The 21,820-nt window shown below is 49.7% G+C and carries 21 protein-coding genes and 1 pseudogene; 12 read left to right on the top strand and 10 right to left on the bottom strand.

Going from position 1 to position 21,820, the window contains the following annotated elements:
• The first annotated feature begins 8 nt into the window (after positions 1-8).
• The 6 genes and pseudogenes from D9741_RS09560 (at position 9) to panC (ending at position 4,879) form a co-directional block, all read left to right on the top strand.
• The gene (locus D9741_RS09560; protein WP_130217358.1) at positions 9-578 is read left to right on the top strand and encodes a fimbrial protein; all 570 of its coding nucleotides are present in this window, start codon (positions 9-11) and stop codon (positions 576-578) included.
• A 14-nt stretch (positions 579-592) separates the two neighbouring features.
• On the top strand, positions 593-1,198 hold the full coding sequence (gene yadL, locus D9741_RS09555) for a fimbrial-like protein YadL (RefSeq protein ID WP_130217360.1): 606 nt from the start codon (positions 593-595) through the stop codon (positions 1,196-1,198).
• A gap of 26 nt (positions 1,199-1,224) precedes the next feature.
• Positions 1,225-1,821, top strand: coding sequence for a fimbrial-like protein (locus tag D9741_RS09550; RefSeq protein WP_130217362.1), 597 nt, complete (start codon positions 1,225-1,227; stop codon positions 1,819-1,821).
• Between the two features lie 46 nt (positions 1,822-1,867).
• Positions 1,868-3,109, top strand: a pseudogene (locus D9741_RS09545) (fimbrial-like adhesin); the annotation flags it as partial.
• A gap of 112 nt (positions 3,110-3,221) precedes the next feature.
• On the top strand, positions 3,222-4,016 hold the full coding sequence (gene panB, locus D9741_RS09540) for a 3-methyl-2-oxobutanoate hydroxymethyltransferase (RefSeq protein WP_130217366.1): 795 nt from the start codon (positions 3,222-3,224) through the stop codon (positions 4,014-4,016).
• Between the two features lie 11 nt (positions 4,017-4,027).
• Positions 4,028-4,879: a pantoate--beta-alanine ligase gene (gene panC / locus D9741_RS09535; RefSeq protein ID WP_130217368.1), complete on the top strand. Its 852-nt coding sequence runs from the start codon at positions 4,028-4,030 to the stop codon at positions 4,877-4,879.
• A gap of 94 nt (positions 4,880-4,973) precedes the next feature.
• On the opposite strand, the gene D9741_RS09530 is transcribed toward panC, so the two are convergent.
• The gene (locus tag D9741_RS09530) at positions 4,974-5,207 is read right to left on the bottom strand and encodes a hypothetical protein (RefSeq protein WP_130217370.1); all 234 of its coding nucleotides are present in this window, start codon (positions 5,205-5,207) and stop codon (positions 4,974-4,976) included.
• A 68-nt stretch (positions 5,208-5,275) separates the two neighbouring features.
• Positions 5,276-6,160 (bottom strand): recombination-promoting nuclease RpnC, encoded by an 885-nt coding sequence (rpnC, locus tag D9741_RS09525; protein ID WP_130217372.1) that lies wholly within the window; start codon positions 6,158-6,160, stop codon positions 5,276-5,278.
• Between the two features lie 273 nt (positions 6,161-6,433).
• Here rpnC and panD point away from each other — a divergent pair, with 273 nt between their 5' ends.
• Complete coding sequence (gene panD / locus D9741_RS09520; protein WP_000621508.1) at positions 6,434-6,814, top strand: aspartate 1-decarboxylase; 381 nt, start codon at positions 6,434-6,436, stop codon at positions 6,812-6,814.
• A 3-nt stretch (positions 6,815-6,817) separates the two neighbouring features.
• Here the strand turns inward: panD and D9741_RS09515 are convergent, their stop codons facing one another.
• The 4 genes from D9741_RS09515 to D9741_RS09500 all read right to left on the bottom strand — a co-directional run bounded on the left by D9741_RS09515 (position 6,818) and on the right by D9741_RS09500 (position 10,339).
• A complete protein-coding gene (locus D9741_RS09515; RefSeq protein WP_130217374.1) occupies positions 6,818-8,044 on the bottom strand; it encodes a polysaccharide deacetylase family protein in 1,227 nt (408 codons plus the stop codon).
• A gap of 56 nt (positions 8,045-8,100) precedes the next feature.
• Positions 8,101-8,541: a PTS sugar transporter subunit IIA gene (locus D9741_RS09510; protein ID WP_130217376.1), complete on the bottom strand. Its 441-nt coding sequence runs from the start codon at positions 8,539-8,541 to the stop codon at positions 8,101-8,103.
• Positions 8,542-8,645: 104 nt separating this feature from the next.
• Positions 8,646-9,416, bottom strand: coding sequence for an ABC transporter permease (locus tag D9741_RS09505; RefSeq protein ID WP_064525104.1), 771 nt, complete (start codon positions 9,414-9,416; stop codon positions 8,646-8,648).
• Positions 9,413-10,339, bottom strand: a complete 927-nt coding sequence (locus D9741_RS09500) for an ABC transporter ATP-binding protein (RefSeq protein ID WP_000150637.1) — start codon at positions 10,337-10,339, stop codon at positions 9,413-9,415. Before D9741_RS09500 ends, D9741_RS09505 begins: the two co-directional genes overlap by 4 nt.
• 108 nt (positions 10,340-10,447) lie before the next feature.
• Here D9741_RS09500 and can point away from each other — a divergent pair, with 108 nt between their 5' ends.
• The gene (gene can / locus D9741_RS09495; RefSeq protein ID WP_130204959.1) at positions 10,448-11,110 is read left to right on the top strand and encodes a carbonate dehydratase; all 663 of its coding nucleotides are present in this window, start codon (positions 10,448-10,450) and stop codon (positions 11,108-11,110) included.
• Positions 11,111-11,150: 40 nt separating this feature from the next.
• Here the strand turns inward: can and hpt are convergent, their stop codons facing one another.
• Positions 11,151-11,687 carry a hypoxanthine phosphoribosyltransferase gene (hpt, locus tag D9741_RS09490; RefSeq protein ID WP_000683335.1) on the bottom strand — a complete coding sequence of 179 codons (537 nt, stop codon included), beginning with the start codon at positions 11,685-11,687 and terminating at the stop codon, positions 11,151-11,153.
• A 205-nt stretch (positions 11,688-11,892) separates the two neighbouring features.
• Between hpt and gcd the strand changes: the two genes are divergently transcribed.
• A complete protein-coding gene (gcd, locus tag D9741_RS09485) occupies positions 11,893-14,283 on the top strand; it encodes a quinoprotein glucose dehydrogenase (RefSeq protein WP_130217378.1) in 2,391 nt (796 codons plus the stop codon).
• A gap of 194 nt (positions 14,284-14,477) precedes the next feature.
• Here gcd and cueO read toward each other — a convergent pair whose 3' ends face one another.
• A complete protein-coding gene (gene cueO, locus D9741_RS09480) occupies positions 14,478-16,037 on the bottom strand; it encodes a multicopper oxidase CueO (protein WP_130217380.1) in 1,560 nt (519 codons plus the stop codon).
• 164 nt (positions 16,038-16,201) lie between these two features.
• Between cueO and D9741_RS09475 the strand changes: the two genes are divergently transcribed.
• The 3 genes from D9741_RS09475 to speD all read left to right on the top strand — a co-directional run bounded on the left by D9741_RS09475 (position 16,202) and on the right by speD (position 18,330).
• A complete protein-coding gene (locus tag D9741_RS09475; RefSeq protein ID WP_000846617.1) occupies positions 16,202-16,549 on the top strand; it encodes a YacC family pilotin-like protein in 348 nt (115 codons plus the stop codon).
• A gap of 104 nt (positions 16,550-16,653) precedes the next feature.
• Complete coding sequence (speE, locus tag D9741_RS09470) at positions 16,654-17,520, top strand: polyamine aminopropyltransferase (RefSeq protein WP_130217382.1); 867 nt, start codon at positions 16,654-16,656, stop codon at positions 17,518-17,520.
• Between the two features lie 15 nt (positions 17,521-17,535).
• Positions 17,536-18,330, top strand: coding sequence for an adenosylmethionine decarboxylase (speD, locus tag D9741_RS09465; protein ID WP_130217384.1), 795 nt, complete (start codon positions 17,536-17,538; stop codon positions 18,328-18,330).
• Between the two features lie 37 nt (positions 18,331-18,367).
• Here the strand turns inward: speD and yacL are convergent, their stop codons facing one another.
• Entirely contained in the window at positions 18,368-18,730 is a 363-nt protein-coding gene (gene yacL / locus D9741_RS09460; RefSeq protein ID WP_000384306.1) for a protein YacL, read from the bottom strand.
• 174 nt (positions 18,731-18,904) lie between these two features.
• Positions 18,905-21,502, bottom strand: coding sequence for a bifunctional aconitate hydratase 2/2-methylisocitrate dehydratase (gene acnB, locus D9741_RS09455; RefSeq protein ID WP_130217386.1), 2,598 nt, complete (start codon positions 21,500-21,502; stop codon positions 18,905-18,907).
• Positions 21,503-21,820 lie beyond the last annotated feature (318 nt).

Genomic DNA, 21,820 nt, shown 5'->3' with positions numbered 1-21,820 from the left:
GACGTCAAATGATAAAAATAACGCCATATAAAATAGCGACACTGATGGGAATATTATTATCCCCCTCAGTATTAGCAACGGATATTAATGTAGAGTTTACAGCTACTGTCAAAGCGACAACCTGTAATATCACTCTTACTGGTAATAATGTCACGAATGATGGCAATAATAACTACACATTGAAAATCCCCAAAATGGGGCTGGATAAGATCGCGAATAAAACTGCAGAATCTCAGGCTGATTTTAAACTGGTTGCCAGTGGGTGCAGCAGTGGCATTAGCTGGATCGATACCACTCTGACCGGAAACGCCTCATCAAGTTCACCCAAGCTTATTATACCGCTGTCTGGTGATACAAATTCTACGACAAGTTATATCGGTATGGGTTTCAAGAGACGGGGTGCTGATGATGCCACTTTTCTTAAACCCAACAGTGCGGAAAAGATACGCTGGGACACAAACGAAATACCGTCCGACAAAGGTCTTGAAATGACTGTTGCGCTACGTGAAACATCTCAAGGCGCTGGTGTGCCGGGGAATTTCCGCGCTCTGGCGACGTTTAATTTCATCTATCAATAATAAGGATAATTAAGATGACATTTAAAAATTTACGTTATGGATTATCCAGCAGTCTGGTTCTGGTAGCCTCATTATTCAGTGTCCCGTCTTATGCTGCAACAGACAGCATTGGACTGACTGTTATTACCACTGTGGAAATGGGTACCTGCACAGCAACACTTATGGATGGTAATAATAAAATCTCCACGGTTAATTTTGGTGATGTATATATATCTGAAATAAATGCTAAAACCAAAATTAAAACATTCAAACTACAGTTTAAAGATTGTGCAGGGATTCCAGGAAAGAAAGCATATATAACATTAACCAAAGTTGGCACATGTGAAGGAAATGCCAATAATGGTGATGGATTTGCCAATGCATCTACATCCACAGAAAAAGCAAATGCGGTTGTGGTTGAAGTCTGGGGTGCCATAACACCAGATCGAGCAGATAAAAATAAACAATTTAGCTGCGCTACTCCTCAAGCGAAAGAAAAGAGTATTGTGGGTGCAACAGGTACTAATGTTGTGAACTTTGATATGAGTGCAGTCCTTGTGGTAGATAAGGATAAAACTGTCAATAATGTTACGGCAGGTGATTTTTTCGCCCCTGCAACATTTACTATCACCTATAACTAACAGACTGACAGATTCAGGAACTATATATGCATCCCACTCAACGTAAGCTGATGAATAGAATAATTCTGTTTCTGTCATTACTGTTTCCCATTACCTGTCCAGCCATCGCTGGACAGGATATCGACCTTGTTGCCAATGTAAAAAACAGCACTTGCAAAAGCGGAATCAGTAACCAGGGTAATATTGATCTTGGCGTCGTTGGTGTGGGATATTTTTCAGGTAATGTTACTCCTGAAAGTTATCAACCAGGTGGAAAAGAGTTCACTGTCACTGTCTCAGACTGTGCATTTCAGGGAACAGGAAATGTATTAAATCAACTACACATAGACTTTAGAGCACAAAGTGGTGCAATGGCTAATGGTTCCCGACAAATATTTTCCAATGAAGTTTCGTCAGGGGCGAGTAATGTAGGAGTGGTTATATTTTCTATCCAGGATCCGGCGAATACATTCAATGTTCTTAATGCTTCAGGCAGCTCACGTTCCATTTATCCAGTGATGTCGGATGACATGAATGGTTCATCCTGGAAATTTAGCACTCGAATGCAAAAAATCGATCCTGCATTGAGTGTTACATCTGGTCAACTTATGAGCCATGTGTTAGTTGATATTTACTACGAATAACTAATAAAAATAGCACAAACTCTAATAAAAACGCAACAATGGAGTAAAAATGAAAACACTCTTCAAATATTTTCTTTTTCTGGCACTATATTTTTGTTGTTATACAGTTAGCGCAACTACAAGTTTTATTGTGGGAGATAAATCAGGCGTTGATAATTTTAAAGGCCCCTCCACTGCCGCACAGATGACCTTTAATTACACATCAACATCAAGCAACTTGGTTTTTTATAAACCCACGCAGTTCGGCCCGACAGGGGTAAAACTGTACTGGTCATATCTGGACACAGGTATCGGTGGTGGTATTCTTTACTGCAATACATCTGGCGGAGCGATTGCTGGGCCAATAACCATTGAAAATGCCATGGTCTATTCAGGTAAAGATTATGGCGGGCATAAACTATTTAAGACATCAGTTCCTGGCCTGTATTACACTTTGTTAATATCAAATGTCTGGTCTGCATACAATACAATAACTGATATTCAATCACCAGGAATATATATCGGAGATCCTTCAAACCAAGAATTTTTCTTTTCCGTAACAGACAACGATCTACAAACCAAGGGTTGCAACAGAGCAAACAGCGACAATAAATTTTGGGCTATTGGTGGTATTTTACACAACATAACTGTTGAATTTTATACAGATGTTAATTTCGACCCTACATCTAATCAACAAGTCCAGTTATCCAGCTCATCAAATTATCTTTATTCGTTTAAGGCCTTCAATCCTGGTACTAAAATCAAACCTCATAGCAACCACATTTATGTCAATTTCACACTGAATAATGTGAAATTAACCTTACCAACATGTTTTATATCCATGCTTACCGGACCATCAGTCAATGGCTCAACGGTTAGAATGGGAGAATATAGTTCTGGGGCAATTAAAAATGGTGCGTCACCTGTTCCCTTTGATATCTCGCTTCAGAATTGTATTCGTGTGCGTAATATTGAAACAAAACTTGTCACTGGAAAAGTAGGTACTGAAAATACACTACTGCTTGGCAATACGCTTACTGGAAGCACTGCAGCCAAAGGTGTTGGCGTACTCATTGAAGGTTTAGCAACCAGTAAAAATCCGCTAATGACATTAAAACCTAATGATACGACCTCTGTTTATAAAGATTATGAAACCGAAGATGACACATCCGATGGGGTTTACCCTAATCAAGGTAAGGGCACATCACAGCCTCTTCATTTCCAGGCTACATTAAAGCAAGACGGGAATATTACTATCGAACCTGGGGAATTTAAAGCTACCAGTACTTTCCAGGTAACCTATCCCTGATAACGTAGCAGCACTGCCAGCTTCTGGCAGTGCTGCTACGGATAAATCATTGCCCCCACCAATGTGACTGATAAAATGCCAGACAGCACAACATCATTTATCAGGATACGTTATGAAACCGACAACGATTTCCCTGCTGCAAAAATACAAACAAGAAAAAAAACGTTTCGCAACCATCACCGCTTACGACTACAGCTTCGCGAAACTGTTTGCTGAGGAAGGACTTAACGTCATGCTGGTGGGCGACTCACTGGGCATGACGGTTCAGGGCCATGACTCCACCCTGCCAGTTACCGTTGCTGATATCGCCTACCACACCGCTGCGGTACGTCGCGGCGCGCCAAACTGCCTGCTGCTGGCTGATCTGCCGTTTATGGCGTATGCCACGCCGGAACAAGCCTTTGAAAACGCCGCAACGGTTATGCGTGCCGGTGCCAATATGGTCAAAATCGAAGGCGGTGCGTGGTTGGTAGAAACCGTACAAATGCTGACCGAGCGCGCAGTTCCTGTATGTGGTCACTTAGGTTTGACGCCGCAGTCAGTGAATATTTTCGGTGGCTACAAAGTGCAGGGGCGCGGCGATGAAGCGGGCGATCGACTGCTCAGCGATGCATTAGCCTTAGAAGCCGCGGGTGCGCAGTTGCTGGTGCTGGAATGCGTGCCGGTTGAGCTGGCAAAACGCATTACCGAAGCGCTGGCGATCCCGGTTATCGGTATTGGTGCGGGTAACGTCACCGATGGGCAGATCCTGGTGATGCACGACGCCTTTGGTATTACCGGCGGTCACATTCCTAAATTCGCTAAAAATTTCCTCGCCGAAACGGGCGACATCCGCGCGGCTGTGCGGCAGTATATGGCTGAAGTGGAGTCCGGCGTTTATCCGGGCGAAGAACACAGTTTCCATTAAGGAGTCACGTTGTGTTAATTATCGAAACCCTGCCGCTGCTGCGTCAGCAAATTCGCCGCCTGCGTATGGAAGGTAAGCGCGTGGCGCTGGTGCCAACCATGGGTAACCTGCACGATGGCCATATGAAACTGGTCGACGAAGCCAAAGCCCGCGCCGATGTGGTGGTGGTCAGTATTTTCGTTAACCCGATGCAGTTCGACCGCCCGGAAGATCTGGCACGTTATCCACGGACCTTGCAAGAGGACTGCGAAAAGCTAAACAAACGTAAAGTGGATTTAGTTTTCGCGCCCTCGGTAAAAGAGATCTACCCGAACGGTACCGAAACCCACACCTATGTTGATGTTCCTGGCCTTTCGACCATGCTGGAAGGTGCCAGCCGTCCGGGACATTTTCGCGGCGTGTCGACCATCGTCAGCAAGCTGTTTAACCTGGTCCAGCCGGACATCGCCTGCTTCGGCGAAAAGGACTTTCAGCAACTGGCGCTGATCCGCAAAATGGTTGCCGATATGGGCTTCGATATTGAGATTGTCGGCGTACCGATTATGCGTGCGAAAGACGGTCTGGCGCTGAGTTCCCGTAACGGTTATCTGACGGCGGAACAACGCAAAATTGCGCCCGGTCTGTACAAAGTTTTAAATTCGATTGCCGACAAATTACAGGCTGGCGAGCGGGATCTCGATGAAATTATTGCCATTGCAGGGCAAGAACTGAATGAAAAAGGCTTCCGCGCCGATGATATTCAGATTCGCGATGCCGACACGCTGCTGGAAGTCTCTGAAAACAGCAAACGAGCAGTGATTCTGGTAGCCGCCTGGCTTGGCGATGCTCGCCTGATCGACAACAAAATCGTCGAACTGGCGTAATACTTAACTGGCGCTACGGCTGATGGCGCCAGTTATTCATTTGCCCACGTCATGGCGATGACGTCTGTATGCGATTATTCATATCGCAGGCAACTTAGTTAGAGTTAATTAGCTTATCAATCTCTGCAAGAGATAAAGCTGTCACCTCTGCAACGTCCTCCCGAGACATCCCTTTATTCAGAAGACGTTGGGCGAATTCCTGTCTTACTTCCTGTCTTACTTCTTGATACGCTTCTTGATACGCTTCTTGATACGCCTTCTGGAATCCCTTCTCTTCAAACCACTGCGCCAACGTCTGCCTGGTTTCTCTCCGTGTCTTTATGTCCATAGGTTCTCTTAATTATCTGGTCAGTTAACAATAACAATTATCTGGCTAAAACTGATAATGCAGATAACTTAGTTAATCAGCTTATCAACCTCAGCAAGAGGTAAATTTGCCATCTCTGCAACGTCTTCCCGAGACATTCCTTTACTCAGAAGACGCTGGGCGAATTCCTGACTTACTTCCTGTCTTCCCTTCTCAATCCCCTTCTCTTCAAACCACTGCGCCAGCGTCATCATAGACTCCCCTCCTGTTTCCCTGTCTCTCACCACACCGTAAAACAAATCCGCTTGTTCAGTATGACCACGTTGCAGCATATAGTTTTGCATGGCAACTAACTGACTTCCGCTAGTGTACCCTTCGTCAATCAGCGTGACCAGTTGCTCCAGCAATAACATTAAGTCGCGCTGGCGAATATGTTTTTGCAGCAGTTCGAGAATCGCAATCCGCCGATGTTGCATGATTTCGTCATCCGGCGTAATGGTGATGTCCACCAGCGGGAAAGGGTTGTTGTAGACACGTCGCGCCAGCTCCGGCGAGTAAAACATATCAAACCAGCACATTGAGAGCGGATAAGGTGTGGCCTCGCCCTGATAAAACAGAATCGGCACCACCAGCGGTAGCTTATCGTGATCCGCCTCCAGATGCCGGTGCATGGCAGCAATAGAATAACGCATCATGCGAAAGGCCATTTTCTTATCCGGCTTGCTTTGGTGTTCAATCACAACGTGCAGATAACCGGGATTGCCCTGCATTTGCACGGAATAGAGCACGTCCGTGCTGTGTCCTTTCAGGCTCTCTTCAATGAAACTCCCCGACTCTAAATGAAGCGTGTTGAGGTCACAAAGTTCGCGTAATTCCACTGGCAAATGGATATCCAGGAAGTCGCGAGCCGTCTCCGCATGCATTAAAAATTGTTTAAATACCGCGTCATGCGGTGTGGTACTCGGTGCGTCCATCTTCCCTGCCTTCCGTGTGGCCCTGTGTGAAGGCAGTATCCAGTCAAGGCGTGCCGTCGTCAGCCACCTCTTTGTTGTTTACCGAGCAGCGTTCAGAGAAATTTCAATTGGTTACAGGCGTTACATGGCACGCTTCGGCGCGGTACGCAAACTGCTGGTGCAAAAGCCATCAGATCAGTAGACACTTATCAAAAATCGGGCAATACTGCGTGAGAATTTTCTCAAAGCAGGCATCGCCTGCTTCGTTAACGACAGGGTAGAAAGGTAGAAGTTATGATTCGCACGATGCTGCAGGGCAAACTCCACCGCGTGAAAGTGACTCATGCGGACCTGCACTATGAAGGTTCTTGCGCCATTGACCAGGATTTTCTTGACGCAGCCGGTATTCTCGAAAACGAAGCCATTGATATCTGGAATGTTACCAACGGCAAGCGTTTCTCCACCTATGCCATCGCGGCAGAACGTGGTTCGAGAATTATTTCTGTCAACGGTGCAGCGGCCCACTGTGCCAGCGTCGGCGATATTGTCATCATCGCCAGCTTCGTCACTATGCCAGATGCAGAAGCCCGTACCTGGCGCCCCAACGTTGCCTACTTCGAAGGCGACAATGAAATGAAACGTACCGCGAAAGCGATTCCGGTGCAGGTTGCCTGATAATCACCCCTGCGGCTGGTTACTCACCAGCCGCGACATCGTCTCCAGCGAATCTGTTCTTAAAATATACAGCCGCTTTAATAAATACGGATTATCCCCCGGTTTTACTTTACCTTTCATGGTCGTCACCGCCAGATGAAATCCGGCATCATTTGCCGCCTTTACCGCTTTGTCATTAAATCCACCAAATGGATACGAAAGATACAAGACTCGAGGATTAAATTGGTTTAGCGCCCGGCGAGAGCGTTCGAAATCAAACAGAATATTATGCTCACTGCGGCTGAGTAATATGGGTCGGCGATATCCATCTACCCGATGCAAAAAATGAGTATGTGACTGGAAATCAAAAACATCGCTGACGTCAAGCAGTTCAGAAACACTCATAAACTGTAATGACTGCGGATTCCATTTCTGTGGATGACGTTTGATGCGAGAGGTAATAATAAACGCCGTCGCCTTCATACCGTATTGTTTCAGAATGGGATATGCATAGCGACTCACTGATTTCAAGCCATCATCAAATGTCAGCACCACCGCGCGAGCCGGAAGATTCATCGAATTACGCAGATACCCTTCCAGTTGATACAAGGTTAACGTGGTATATCCACGATCGCGTAACCAGGTCATCTGGTTATTGAAAGCTCGCACCGACGTCGTGGTCGACGTATGACGAAAACGGGTGTTCTCTTCATCGCGTAAAATATGATGGTAGGTCAATACAGGAATACCGTTATCCTGCTGCGCATCCAGTGCGCTGATATAGGCCAGTCGTTCGCCAATACGAATTTGATACCAGGTTTGATTCAGGCGATCTTTTAATTTATTAATAATGGGATAACGCAAATTATCGGCCAACACGCCAAATGGCGCACTACCCGCATCAGGCGCGTTGTATATCGGAGTATCTTTCCATGTAATAAGATTTTGGTTACTCAGTGGCTTATTCAGATCCCCCAGACCATCTTCAACTTTTTGCCGCCCTTGTACAGGTTCCAGATGCCCTTTATCAATATACCCCGTAGCAAAACCAAAATTGAATTCATAATAATCGGCAGCGGTTGGGATGACCGAAATAATCTGCCCGGCGCGAATGTTGCCGACGGTTACCGTTTTGTCGCCAATTTTTCCCCAGATAGCTGCATCCTGAGTGGTTTGCATATAACGCGCGGGAAGCGCTGCGCCGACACCAGATGAAACCAGCAGCAGTAAAAAAATAATCTTTTTAATCATGAGAAAACTACCAGGCGAGAAACAGCGCCGTTAGTGTAGCAAAATCGGAATGCGATTTAATACTCGAACCAATTATGCTTGAGGACAAAGGGGGGATTTTTTTGTTGTTGGTGCCAGAGACTACTGACTTCAGGCCCACCCAGTTCGACAATTCGCTCGCGAAACTCCGCACTGGATAACGTTTCACGGTAGGCCAGCATCTGCTCAATTAACGGTAACGTGACACCAGAAATCACTTCGCAACGGGAATGTTTGTGGCTTAATAACGATGCAACACGATAAGGCGCAGCACCTGCAATATCGGTTAAAAAGATAACCCCATCGCCAGAATCTGTTTCATGCAGGGCATCGCACATCATGCGGCTGAGCATATTGGAACTTAATCCGCGCCAGAAATTCACCGCCCGGCACTGAATAAGTGCGCCATGTTTTTTTTCCAGCGCATCCAACATCTCTTGCGCCCGGTCGTCGTGACAGGTAATTACCCAACCTAACATCACCTTCCTCCTTAGCTGAAAATCAGTCTACCCTGACCATTGTTGATAAAGGGTGATAGTCGTCAAAACTCCTCTCCCCCGAATCCAGAGGAGAGGAAATAGCCTTAGCTGCGCAGACCGCGTCCGCGCTGGATCAGCGACCAGCAGATCAGATAAAACGCAATAATAAAAATAACCAGCACACCAAAAGTAGTAACCAGCGGCACATCATTAATGCCGAGGAAGCCGTAGCGGAATCCACTGATCATATAAACGATTGGGTTGAGATGCGACAGCCCCTGCCAGAACGGTGGCAACAAGGTCAGTGAGTAAAACACCCCGCCCAAATACGTGAGTGGCGTTAACACAAAGGTTGGTACCAGGCTGATGTCATCAAACGTTTTGGCAAACACACCATTAAGCAATCCGGCAAGAGAGAACAACACCGCCGTGAGCACCAGCGTTAAAGCGACAAATACCCACGAATGCACCTGAAACGGTACAAAGAACAGCGAAATTGCTGTCACCAGCATACCAACAAGCAGTCCGCGCGCTACGCCACCGCCGACATATCCGGCAATGATGACGTGAGTCGGAACCGGAGCGACCAGCAGTTCTTCAATATTACGCTGGAACTTGGCGCCAAAAAATGATGAAGCGACGTTGGCGTAGGCATTGGTGATTACCGACATCATGATCAGCCCCGGAACAATGAACTGCATATAGCTGAAGCCATGCATATCGCCAATACGCGAACCAATCAGGTTACCGAAGATGATAAAGTAAAGGGTCATGGTGATAACCGGTGGCACCAGCGTCTGTATCCAGATACGCATAAAGCGATGGATCTCTTTCGCCCAGATGCTTTTTAACGCCACCCAGTAAAGATGCATCATGCGCGATCTCCTTGTTTTTCATTAACCAGTGAAACAAACAGCTCTTCCAGACGGTTAGCTTTGTTACGCATACTTAGTACCTGAATGCCCTGCTCACTTAACTGCGTGAATACGCTGTTGATCCCCTGCTCACGCAGCACTTCAACTTCCAGCGTGGCGGTATCCACCAGTCGATACTGATAGCCATCGAGTTTCGGTAACGGGCTTTTCGGTGCGAGATCGAGAATAAAGGTTTCTGATTTCAGCTTCGCCAGCAGCGCCTTCATCGAGGTATTTTCCACCAGCTCACCGTGTTGAATAATGCCGATATTGCGGCACAGCATTTCTGCTTCTTCCAGGTAATGCGTGGTAAGAATGATGGTGGTGCCTTTGTCGTTTAAATCCTTCAAAAAGCCCCACATTGAACGGCGAAGTTCGATATCCACGCCTGCGGTCGGTTCATCAAGAATCAGCAGTTTAGGTTCGTGCATCAGCGCGCGGGCAATCATTAAACGACGTTTCATCCCGCCCGATAACATGCGCGCACGTTCGTTGCGTTTTCCCCACAAATCGAGTTGCTTAAGATACTTTTCGCTGCGTATGTACGCTTCTTTGCGCTCTACACCGTAGTACCCCGCCTGATTCACCACAATTTGCTGTACGGTTTCAAACGGGTTGAAGTTAAATTCCTGTGGCACCAGTCCTAACTGACGTTTAGCGTTGACGACATCTTTTTCAAGATCGTAACCAAATACGCTGACCCGCCCGGAGGTTTTATTTACCAGAGAGCTGATAATACCGATAGTGGTTGATTTTCCGGCCCCGTTCGGCCCGAGAAGCGCATAAAAATCACCCGCTTCGACTTGCAAATCTATCCCACGAAGCGCCTGAACGCCGCCTGGATAGGTTTTTTTAAGCTGTTGAAGTTCCAGTGCAATGGTCATAAATTTTTACTTACCTTACGTTCTTACACTTTATCTGTGGTTTAAATCGTCCCGGAGTTGCCCTATATTAGCCAAACGTAATTATTTGGTTACAGGTCGTTAACCTCCATGAAAGACATAGATACACTCATCAGCAATAATGCACTATGGTCAAAAATGCTGGTGGAAGAGGATCCCGGGTTTTTTGAGAAACTGGCACAAGCGCAAAAACCGCGCTTTCTATGGATTGGATGTTCCGACAGTCGCGTTCCTGCAGAACGTTTAACCGGTCTTGAGCCGGGCGAACTCTTTGTTCACCGTAATGTTGCTAACCTGGTCATTCACACCGACCTGAACTGCCTTTCCGTGGTTCAGTATGCAGTGGATGTTCTCGAAGTTGAACACATTATTATCTGTGGCCACTACGGTTGCGGCGGCGTACAAGCCGCAGTTGAAAACCCGGAACTGGGGCTTATCAACAACTGGCTGCTGCACATCCGCGATATCTGGTTCAAACATAGCTCATTGCTCGGCGAAATGCCGCCAGAGCGCCGTCTGGATACCTTGTGTGAACTGAACGTAATGGAACAGGTATATAACCTGGGCCACTCCACCATTATGCAATCAGCGTGGAAACGCGGGCAGAAAGTGACCATTCACGGCTGGGCCTACGGCATTCACGACGGCTTGCTGCGTGATCTGGATGTTACCGCCACCAACCGCGAAACCCTTGAGCAACGTTACCGTCACGGGATTTCCAACCTCAAGCTGAAACACGCCAACCACAAATAAATATGCCATGCCGGATGCAACACATCCGGCAACTTTACACTTACTCGTCCAGCAGAATCACTTTGCCGATATAGGGCAGATGACGGTAACGCTGTGCGTAATCAATGCCGTAACCCACCACAAACTCATCCGGGATCGAGAAACCGATAAATTCTACCGGGACGTTCACTTCACGACGGGACGGTTTATCCAGCAGCGTACAAATCGCCAACGACTTCGGTTCACGCAGGCTTAAGATCTCACGCACTTTCGACAGTGTATTCCCCGAGTCGATGATATCTTCAACAATCAGCACGTCCTTGCCACGGATATCTTCATCCAGATCTTTGAGGATTTTCACATCACGGGTGGTGGACATGCCGCTACCGTAGCTGGAGGCGGTCATAAAGTCGACTTCATGAGATACCTGGACTTCACGGCACAGGTCCGCCATAAACATAAATGAGCCACGCAGCAGACCTACCAGCACCATATCGCTGCCGCTGTCTTTGTAACGCTCAGTAATCTGACGACCCAGTTCGGCGATACGCGCTTTAATCTCCGCTTCGGGGATCATTACTTCTACAGTATGTTTCATATCTCTAACCATATGATTTAAAAACAAATCACTTCGCACGGGCGGGATTCAGCACCGCAACAAAGCGCAAGACATGCAGTATACCAGTAAAACTATTCATTCGCGGAATCTGTTAATAAAGCTCAAATTGTGATGACGATCACACATGTTAAAACCTATAATTAATTGCTACTAAAATATTAATGAATTGAAATGGTGTCTCTTTATGGCAATTAACAATACAGGCTCGCGACGATTACTCGTCACGCTAACAGCCCTATTTGCAGCACTTTGCGGGCTGTATCTACTTATTGGCGGAGGCTGGCTGGTCGCGATTGGCGGCTCCTGGTATTACCCTATCGCTGGCCTTGTGATGCTCGGCGTCGCCTGGATGCTGTGGCGCAGTAAACGTGCCGCGCTTTGGCTGTACGCCGCCCTGCTGCTCGGCACCATGATTTGGGGCGTCTGGGAAGTTGGTTTCGACTTCTGGGCGCTGACTCCGCGCAGCGACATTCTGGTGTTCTTCGGCATCTGGCTGATCCTGCCGTTTGTCTGGCATCGCCTGGTCATTCCTGCCAACGGCGCAGTTGCCGCACTGGTGGTGGCACTGTTGATTAGCGGCGGTATCCTGACCTGGGCCGGATTTAACGATCCGCAGGAAATCAATGGCACTTTAAGCGCCGATGCCACACCTGCCGAAGCTATCTCACCCGTTGCCGATCAGGACTGGCCTGCCTATGGTCGCAATCAGGAAGGTCAACGCTTTTCACCACTGAAACAAATTAACGCCGATAACGTCCACAATCTGAAAGAAGCCTGGGTGTTCCGTACAGGCGATGTGAAGCAGCCGAACGATCCGGGCGAAATCACCAATGAAGTGACGCCGATTAAAGTAGGCGATACGCTTTACTTATGTACCGCTCACCAGCGCCTGTTTGCGCTCGATGCCGCCAGCGGCAAAGAGAAATGGCACTATGATCCTGAGCTTAAAACCAACGAGTCTTTCCAGCACGTAACCTGTCGTGGCGTCTCTTATCATGAAGCCAAAGCAGAAACCGCTTCGCCAGAAGTGATGGCGGATTGCCCGCGTCGTATCATTCTTCCGGTGAATGATGGTCGCCTGATTGCGATTAACGCTGAAAACGGCAAACTGTGCGAAACCTTCGCCAATAAAGGCGTGCTCAATCTGCAAAGCAATATGCCGGACACCAAACCGGGTCTGTATGAACCGACTTCGCCGCCGATTATCACCGATAAAACCATCGTGATGGCCGGTTCAGTTACCGACAACTTCTCAACCCGCGAAACGTCTGGCGTGATCCGTGGTTTTGATGTCAACACGGGTGAGCTGCTGTGGGCCTTTGATCCGGGCGCAAAAGATCCGAACGCGATCCCGTCTGACGAACACACCTTTACCTTTAACTCGCCAAACTCGTGGGCACCTGCGGCCTATGACGCGAAGCTGGATCTGGTCTATCTGCCGATGGGCGTGACCACGCCGGATATCTGGGGCGGTAATCGCACACCAGAACAGGAACGTTACGCCAGCTCGATTCTGGCGCTGAATGCCACTACCGGGAAACTGGCGTGGAGCTACCAGACCGTTCACCACGACCTGTGGGATATGGATCTTCCGGCACAGCCGACGCTGGCGGATATCACCGTTAATGGTCAGAAAGTGCCGGTTATTTACGCTCCGGCGAAAACCGGCAACATTTTTGTGCTCGATCGTCGTAATGGTGAACTGGTGGTTCCGGCCCCGGAAAAACCGGTTCCCCAAGGTGCAGCGAAAGGCGATTACGTTACCCCTACTCAACCGTTCTCTGAACTGAGCTTCCGTCCGACGAAAGATTTGAGCGGTGCGGATATGTGGGGCGCCACCATGTTTGACCAGCTGGTGTGCCGCGTGATGTTCCACCAGATGCGCTATGAAGGCATTTTCACCCCGCCATCTGAACAGGGTACGCTGGTCTTCCCGGGTAACCTGGGGATGTTCGAATGGGGCGGGATTTCCGTTGATCCGAATCGTGAAGTGGCGATTGCCAACCCAATGGCACTGCCGTTTGTTTCGAAACTGATCCCGCGCGGTCCTGGCAACCCGATGGAGCAGCCGAAAGATGCCAAAGGCACGGGTACGGAATCCGGCATTCAGCCGCAGTACGGTGTACCGTATGGCGTCACGCTCAACCCGTTCCTCTCACCGTTTGGTCTGCCGTGTAAACAGCCAGCATGGGGCTATATCTCGGCGCTGGATCTGAAAACCAACGAAGTCGTGTGGAAGAAACGTATTGGTACGCCGCAGGACAGCATGCCGTTCCCGATGCCTGTTCCGGTGCCGTTCAATATGGGTATGCCGATGCTGGGCGGACCAATCTCCACAGCGGGTAACGTGCTGTTTATCGCCGCTACGGCAGATAACTACCTGCGCGCTTACAACATGAGCAACGGTGAAAAACTGTGGCAGAGCCGTTTACCGGCGGGTGGTCAGGCAACACCGATGACCTATGAAGTGAATGGCAAGCAGTATGTGGTGATCTCCGCAGGCGGTCACGGTTCATTTGGTACGAAGATGGGCGACTATATTGTGGCTTATGCGTTGCCGGATGATATGAAGTAAGATTCGCTCAGATTGCGTGCGCGTTGTTCATGCCGGATGCGGCGTGAACGCCTTATCCGGCCTACAAAACCCTGCAAATTCAGTAGATTGCGGAGTTCACGTAGACCCGATAAGCGTAGCGCATCAGGCAGATTTGCGTTTGTCATCAGTTTAATGCCCGGAGAGATCCGGGCATATTTCCGAATACGGTCTTTTTATACCGTAAACCCTAACATCATCCCCGTATCTTCATGCTCCAGCAGATGGCAGTGCGCCATATAAGCATGTTCTTTCGGTGCATCGTGATTAAACTTCACCAGCACTTCACTGACATTACCTTCTACCTTAACGGTATCTTTCCAGCCCGCGCGATGCGTCGCTGGCGGTTTGCCATTTTCTGACAAGATACGGAACTGCGTGCCGTGAATATGGAACGGATGCAGCATCATGTCGCCCACGCCAGAGATAACCCAACGTTCGTACTGCCCTTTCGCCGCCGCAAACATCGGCTTGTTCATATCAAACGCCTGACCGTTGATTTTATTGGCATGGTGGAAATCGAACTTCCCGCCGTGGTTCATATGATTCATATTGCCATGCCCCATATGCCCCATATGCCCCATCATCTGGCTGTGATCCATCCCGGTCATCGCCTGATCGCCATATTTCTCCATCAGCATCTGCATCCCCATCATATCGAGCATCGGGTCCATAGAGAGTTGCAGCTTACGTACCGTCAAACCTTCCAGCGAAGGTAACGCAGGCAGGCTACTTAACGTATCTGGCAAAGCACCTGAGGCACTAATAGCAATCGGCTGAATCCGCATTACCGGATGCGGCTTGTCAAACGGCGCAATCGCCATCCCCATCTGGCTGACCGGCAGCGTCACCAGGTCAAATGGTTTGTTGTCGTTAACCTCCACCAGCACTTCAAAACGCTCGCCCATCAGCACTGGCAGCTCGTTCACCTTCACCGGTTCAGGCAGCAGACCGCCGTCGCTGGCAATCACATAAAGCGGGCGATTGTCGCTGGTAGCGAAATTGAGCGAGCGGGCGTTACAGCCATTGAGTAAACGCAGGCGCAGCCAGCCGCGCGGTGCGGCGTGTTGCGGGTAGATTGCACCGTTGGTCAGCAACGTATCACCAAACCAGCCCACGGCGGCGGTCATCACATCCAGTTGATAATCAATCTGCCCATCGGCGCTAAATTTCTTATCCTGAACGATCACCGGAACATCATCGATACCCCACTGTTTTGGCAGCATTAATTTCAGGATCTCGTCATCTTCAATCACCACCAGACCAGCCAGCCCCATCGCCACCTGACGCCCAGTTTTGCCGTGCTGATGCGGATGGAACCAGCAGGTAGCGGCAGGTTGATCGACGTTCAGCGTCACCGTGCGTTGACCGCCAGGCGGAATAATCCCCTGCGGGCCGCCGTCCACTTCGCCCGGGACTTCCAGCCCGTGCCAGTGCAACGTCGTCTCTTCCGTCAGTTGGTTATAGATATCAACCGTTACCGCTTTGCCACGCTGTAACTTCACCGCAGGCCCTAACAGATTACCGTTATAGCCCCAGGTGGTCGCCGTTTTCCCGGCAAAGGTGGACTGACCTGGCATTATCGATAATTTTATGCGGCCACGAACATCAGAAGTGAGGAGTTCGGGGATCGGCAGTGTTGGACGTTCGGCGGCAAAAACTGTTCGACTCCACAGCGGCAAAGCCGAAGCCACGCCCAGCGCGACGGAATATTTTAAGAAATCACGGCGTTGCATAGTTATTTCCTTATTCTCAAGCAGGCGAAACAAAATCAAACGTTGAGCATAGTCCTTACCCTTACGGGAAGGTCAAGCCGCAGACACAATTTAATCGACAATAATGGTCGTCGCCTCGCTCACAGTGTGCTAACGTTTATCTTCTTTAAGTCCTGGTAGAAGCAATGAAGACGTTTTTCAGAACAGTGTTATTCGGCAGCCTGATGGCCGTTTGCGCAAACAGTTACGCGCTCAGCGAGTCTGAAGCCGAAGATATGGCCGATTTAACGGCAGTTTTTGTTTTTCTGAAGAACGATTGTGGTTACCAGAACTTACCTAATGGGCAAATTCGTCGCGCACTGGTCTTTTTCGCCCAGCAAAACCAGTGGGATCTCAGCAACTACGACACCTTCGACATGAAATCCCTCGGTGAAGACAGCTACCGGGATCTCAGCGGTATCGGCATTCCCGTCGCGAAAAAGTGCAAAGCCCTGGCCCGCGATTCCTTAAGCCTGCTTGCCTACGTTAAATAATCACAGCTCCTTTTTGTAGAAATATTGACCGTGCAACCACGGTCAATGTTAGCTATTATGTTGCGCTCTTTTTTTACGAGTGTTAACAAAGGAGGTATCAACCCATGGCCGAAAATAAACTGTGGCATGAAACGCTTCACGACCAGTTTGGGCAGTACTTTGCTGTAGATAACGTTCTGTATCATGAAAAGACCGATCACCAGGATCTGATCATTTTTGAGAACGCCGCATTTGGTCGCGTGATGGCGCTGGATGGCGTCGTACAAACCACCGAGCGCGACGAGTTTATCTATCATGAGATGATGACCCACGTTCCACTACTGGCCCACGGTCACGCGAAACATGTGCTGATTATCGGCGGCGGCGACGGTGCCATGCTGCGTGAAGTGACCCGGCACAAAAGCGTTGAGTCAATCACGATGGTGGAAATCGACGCGGGTGTCGTGTCGTTCTGCCGTCAGTATCTGCCCAACCATAACGCCGGTAGCTACGACGATCCGCGCTTTAAACTGGTGATCGACGATGGCGTCAATTTCGTTAATCAAACCAGCCAGACCTTTGATGTCATTATCTCCGACTGCACCGATCCTATCGGTCCCGGCGAAAGTCTGTTCACCTCAGCATTTTATGAAGGCTGCAAACGCTGCCTGAATCCTGGCGGTATCTTCGTCGCACAAAACGGCGTCTGCTTTTTACAGCAGGAAGAGGCTATCGACAGTCATCGCAAACTCAGCCATTACTTCAGCGACGTTGGCTTTTATCAGGCGGCGATCCCGACCTATTACGGCGGCATCATGACCTTTGCATGGGCGACAGATAACGACGCCTTACGCCATCTCTCAACCGAAATTATTCAGGCGCGTTTTCTCGCCTCTGGCCTGAAATGCCGTTATTACAATCCGGCAGTCCATTCGGCAGCTTTTGCCTTACCTCAGTATCTGCAAGACGCTCTGGCTTCACAGCCGTCCTAAGGAGAAGATAAGAAATTGAAAAAACTGAAACTGCATGGCTTTAATAATCTGACCAAAAGTCTGAGTTTTTGTATTTACGATATCTGCTACGCCAAAACTGCCGAAGAGCGCGACGGTTATATTGCTTATATCGATGAACTCTATAATGCCAACCGTCTGACCGAAATCCTGTCAGAAACCTGTTCCATTATCGGGGCCAATATTCTTAACATCGCCCGCCAGGATTACGAACCACAGGGTGCCAGCGTCACTATCCTGGTGAGTGAAGAACCGATCGACCCGAAACTCATCGACAAAACAGAACACCCCGGCCCACTGCCAGAAACGGTCGTTGCCCATCTCGATAAAAGTCATATTTGCGTACATACCTACCCGGAAAGTCATCCTGAAGGCGGTTTATGTACCTTCCGCGCCGATATTGAAGTCTCTACCTGCGGCGTGATTTCTCCGCTGAAGGCGCTGAATTACCTGATCCACCAGCTTGAGTCCGATATCGTAACCATTGATTATCGCGTGCGCGGTTTTACCCGCGACATTAACGGTATGAAGCACTTTATCGACCATGAGATTAATTCGATTCAGAACTTTATGTCTGACGATATGAAGGCGCTGTATGACATGGTGGATGTGAACGTCTATCAGGAAAATATCTTCCATACCAAGATGTTGCTTAAAGAGTTCGACCTTAAGCACTACATGTTCCACACCAAACCGGAAGATTTAACCGACTGCGAGCGCAAAGAAATTACCGCTGCGCTGTGGAAAGAAATGCGCGAGATTTATTACGGGCGCAATATGCCAGCCGTTTAACGGCTCAGGCGGAGCACGGAGGCTCCGCCTGATTTATTTACTTCTGCTGCACGAAATTACGGTACGCCGCCACCACCTGAAGAAAATCCTCAACGCCGCACAGCGACAAGCTCTCTTCGTCGTAGTAGTTCATCCCCTCTTCCATTTCATCGCCAGCGAATTCCAGTTGATTGGCGCGAACCATCACCTCTTCGCCGTCCATCCATAGCGTGTACTCATGCCCAGCCCGCTGCCAGGAACGTTCGCTACCTTTCAATGCGTGCGCCGCTTGTTCCACTTCATCAAGCAAGGCCAGGTTTTCTTTCACCTCTTCATTAAACCAGTGTCCGACCACTTCATGCCCCATGGACATGCGCACCTTTACCACTCCGGTAATATCGCGCAGAAATTCGTAATCCATAGTGTGTTCCTCTGCTCCCGGCAATGCGCCGAAATCGCATTGCGCCATTGATGTAATTATCGCAGCCTTACCGGAGAAAAACAGCGGAACGGCGATGGTTTAGAAATAAAAAATGCCCGGGAATCTCATTCACCGGGCATTGTGTCGTTTATGCGCAGCGCGTGCGCTGACTTTTTAAACTGCAGTCTGGAAAATCACACCATCGGCTTTTTCAGTGTACTGAGAAAGCTGGTTGAAGTTCAGGTAACGGTAAGTATCAACGGCAGTTTTATCCACCTGCGCCACGTAGGTCTGGTACTCTTCCGGCGTCGGCAGTTTGCCAATCAGCGCCGCAACAGCAGCCAGTTCCGCAGAAGCCAGGAAGACGTTCGCGCCAGTACCCAGACGGTTCGGGAAGTTACGGGTCGACGTGGAAACTACCGTCGCACCGTCCGCTACACGCGCCTGGTTGCCCATACACAAGGAACAGCCAGGAATTTCGATACGCGCACCGCTCTTACCGAAGACGCTGTAGTAGCCTTCTTCGGTCAACTGCGCGGCGTCCATACGGGTTGGCGGAGCCACCCACAGGCGGGTCGGCAACTGGCCTTTGTGCGCATCCAGCAGTTTACCAGCAGCACGGAAGTGACCGATGTTAGTCATGCAAGAACCGATAAACACTTCGTCGATCTTCTCGCCCTGTACCGCAGACAGCGGACGCGCGTCGTCCGGATCGTTCGGCGCACAGAGGATTGGCTCTTTGATATCAGCCAGATCGATGTCGATCACTGCCGCGTATTCCGCATCTGCATCGGCTTCCAGCAGCTCAGGATTCGCCAGCCATTTTTCCATGCCCTGAATACGACGTTCGAGAGTACGACGATCGCCATAACCTTCCGCGATCATCCACTTCAGCAGGACGATGTTGGAGTTCAGGTATTCGATGATCGGCTCTTTGTTCAGCTTGATGGTACAACCAGCGGCAGAACGCTCGGCGGACGCATCGGTAAGCTCAAATGCCTGCTCAACTTTCAGATCCGGCAGACCTTCAATTTCCAGAATGCGGCCAGAGAAGATGTTTTTCTTGCCTTTCTTCTCAACGGTCAGCAGACCTTGTTTGATCGCATACAGCGGAATGGCGTGTACCAGATCGCGCAGGGTAATGCCCGGCTGCATCTTGCCTTTGAAGCGCACCAGAACGGATTCCGGCATATCCAGCGGCATTACGCCAGTTGCAGCAGCAAACGCCACCAGACCAGAACCCGCCGGGAAAGAGATACCGATCGGGAAACGGGTATGGGAGTCACCACCCGTACCGACGGTATCCGGCAGCAGCATACGGTTTAGCCAGGAGTGGATTACGCCGTCACCCGGACGCAGCGACACACCGCCACGGTTCATAATGAAGTCCGGCAGCGTGTGGTGCGTGTTAACGTCAACCGGCTTCGGATACGCCGCTGTGTGACAGAAAGACTGCATCACCAGGTCAGCCGAGAAGCCCAGGCACGCCAGGTCTTTCAGTTCATCACGGGTCATCGGGCCAGTGGTATCCTGAGAACCTACAGAAGTCATTTTCGGTTCACAGTACGCGCCTGGACGAATACCTTTCACACCACAGGCGCGACCTACCATTTTCTGCGCCAGCGAGAAGCCACGGTCGCTTTCAGCGACATCTTTCGCCTGACGGAACACATCGCTCTGCGGCAGACCAAGTGCTTCACGCGCTTTGGTGGTCAGGCCACGCCCGATAATCAGCGGAATACGACCACCAGCACGCACTTCATCAATCAGCACGTCGGTTTTCAGTTCGAAGGTCGCCAGCAGCTCGTTGGTTTCGTGGTTACGCACTTCACCTTTGTACGGGTAAACGTCAATCACGTCGCCCATGTTCAGGTTAGAGACGTCCACTTCAATTGGCAGTGCACCCGCGTCTTCCATCGTGTTAAAGAAGATTGGTGCAATTTTACCGCCGAGGCACAGACCACCGCCGCGTTTGTTCGGCACATGCGGAATATCATCGCCCATAAACCACAGGACGGAGTTAGTGGCGGATTTACGCGAAGAACCCGTACCCACAACGTCACCGACATACGCCAGCGGGAAACCTTTCTGTTGCAGAGCTTCAATTTGCTTGATCGGACCAACAGCGCCTGGCTGGTCTGGCTCAATGCCTTCACGGGCGTTTTTCAGCATCGCCAGCGCGTGCAATGGGATGTCCGGGCGCGACCACGCATCCGGTGCCGGAGAAAGGTCATCGGTGTTGGTTTCGCCAGTGACTTTGAAGACGGTAACGGTCAGTTTTTCAGCCAGCGCCGGGCGATTCAGGAACCATTCGGCATCCGCCCAGGACTGCATTACCTGCTTCGCATATTCGTTGCCTGCTTTGGCTTTCTCTTCTACGTCATAGAAGTTATCGAACATCAGCAGCGTGTGGGACAGTGCTTTGGCAGCGATCGGAGCCAGTTTGGCATCGTCCAGCGCATCGATCAGCGGATGAATGTTGTAACCACCCTGCATGGTACCCAGCAGTTCGATGGCTTTTTCCGGAGTCAGCAGTGGGGATTTGGCTTCGCCTTTGGCGACAGCAGCCAGGAAGCCTGCTTTGACATAGGCGGCTTCATCGACGCCAGGGGGAACACGGTTGGTTAACAGATCTAACAGGAATTCTTCTTCGCCCGCGGGCGGGTTTTTCAGCAGCTCTACAAGCGCGGCCATTTGGTTTGCATCCAGGGGTTTGGGCGCAATCCCCTCAGCGGCACGCTCAGCTACGTGCTTACGGTATTCTTCTAGCACGACGGTTCTCCTCGCTCTCATTGTCATAGTGCGGCAGGCGATTCTCTTCACGCTCCTGTGAGACAGCAGTTTGTAGGGTAAATGCCCAGTACCGCAACGGGCAGAATAGCAGGATTTTGACGATGTGTTAATCTGTTTACAAAAAAGCAACATAAAAAAAGTGGCTGAATCGTTAAGGATGGTCTAGAGATTGTTTCCCTCCGTAAAAACTTCGTTAATTCGCATGATGATAATCACCTTTCTCAACGAATCCCAAGATTAGTCAAAATTTAAACTACCGCCTCTTTATACTCAGATTTACAGCACCTGCGGGTGGCA

Origin of the sequence: Escherichia sp. E14V7 (assembly GCF_004212225.1) — a bacterium.
In the GTDB taxonomy this organism is placed as follows: domain Bacteria; phylum Pseudomonadota; class Gammaproteobacteria; order Enterobacterales; family Enterobacteriaceae; genus Escherichia.
Note: the sequence above shows the minus strand (reverse complement) of the source record. Positions and strands in the feature narration are given on the sequence as shown.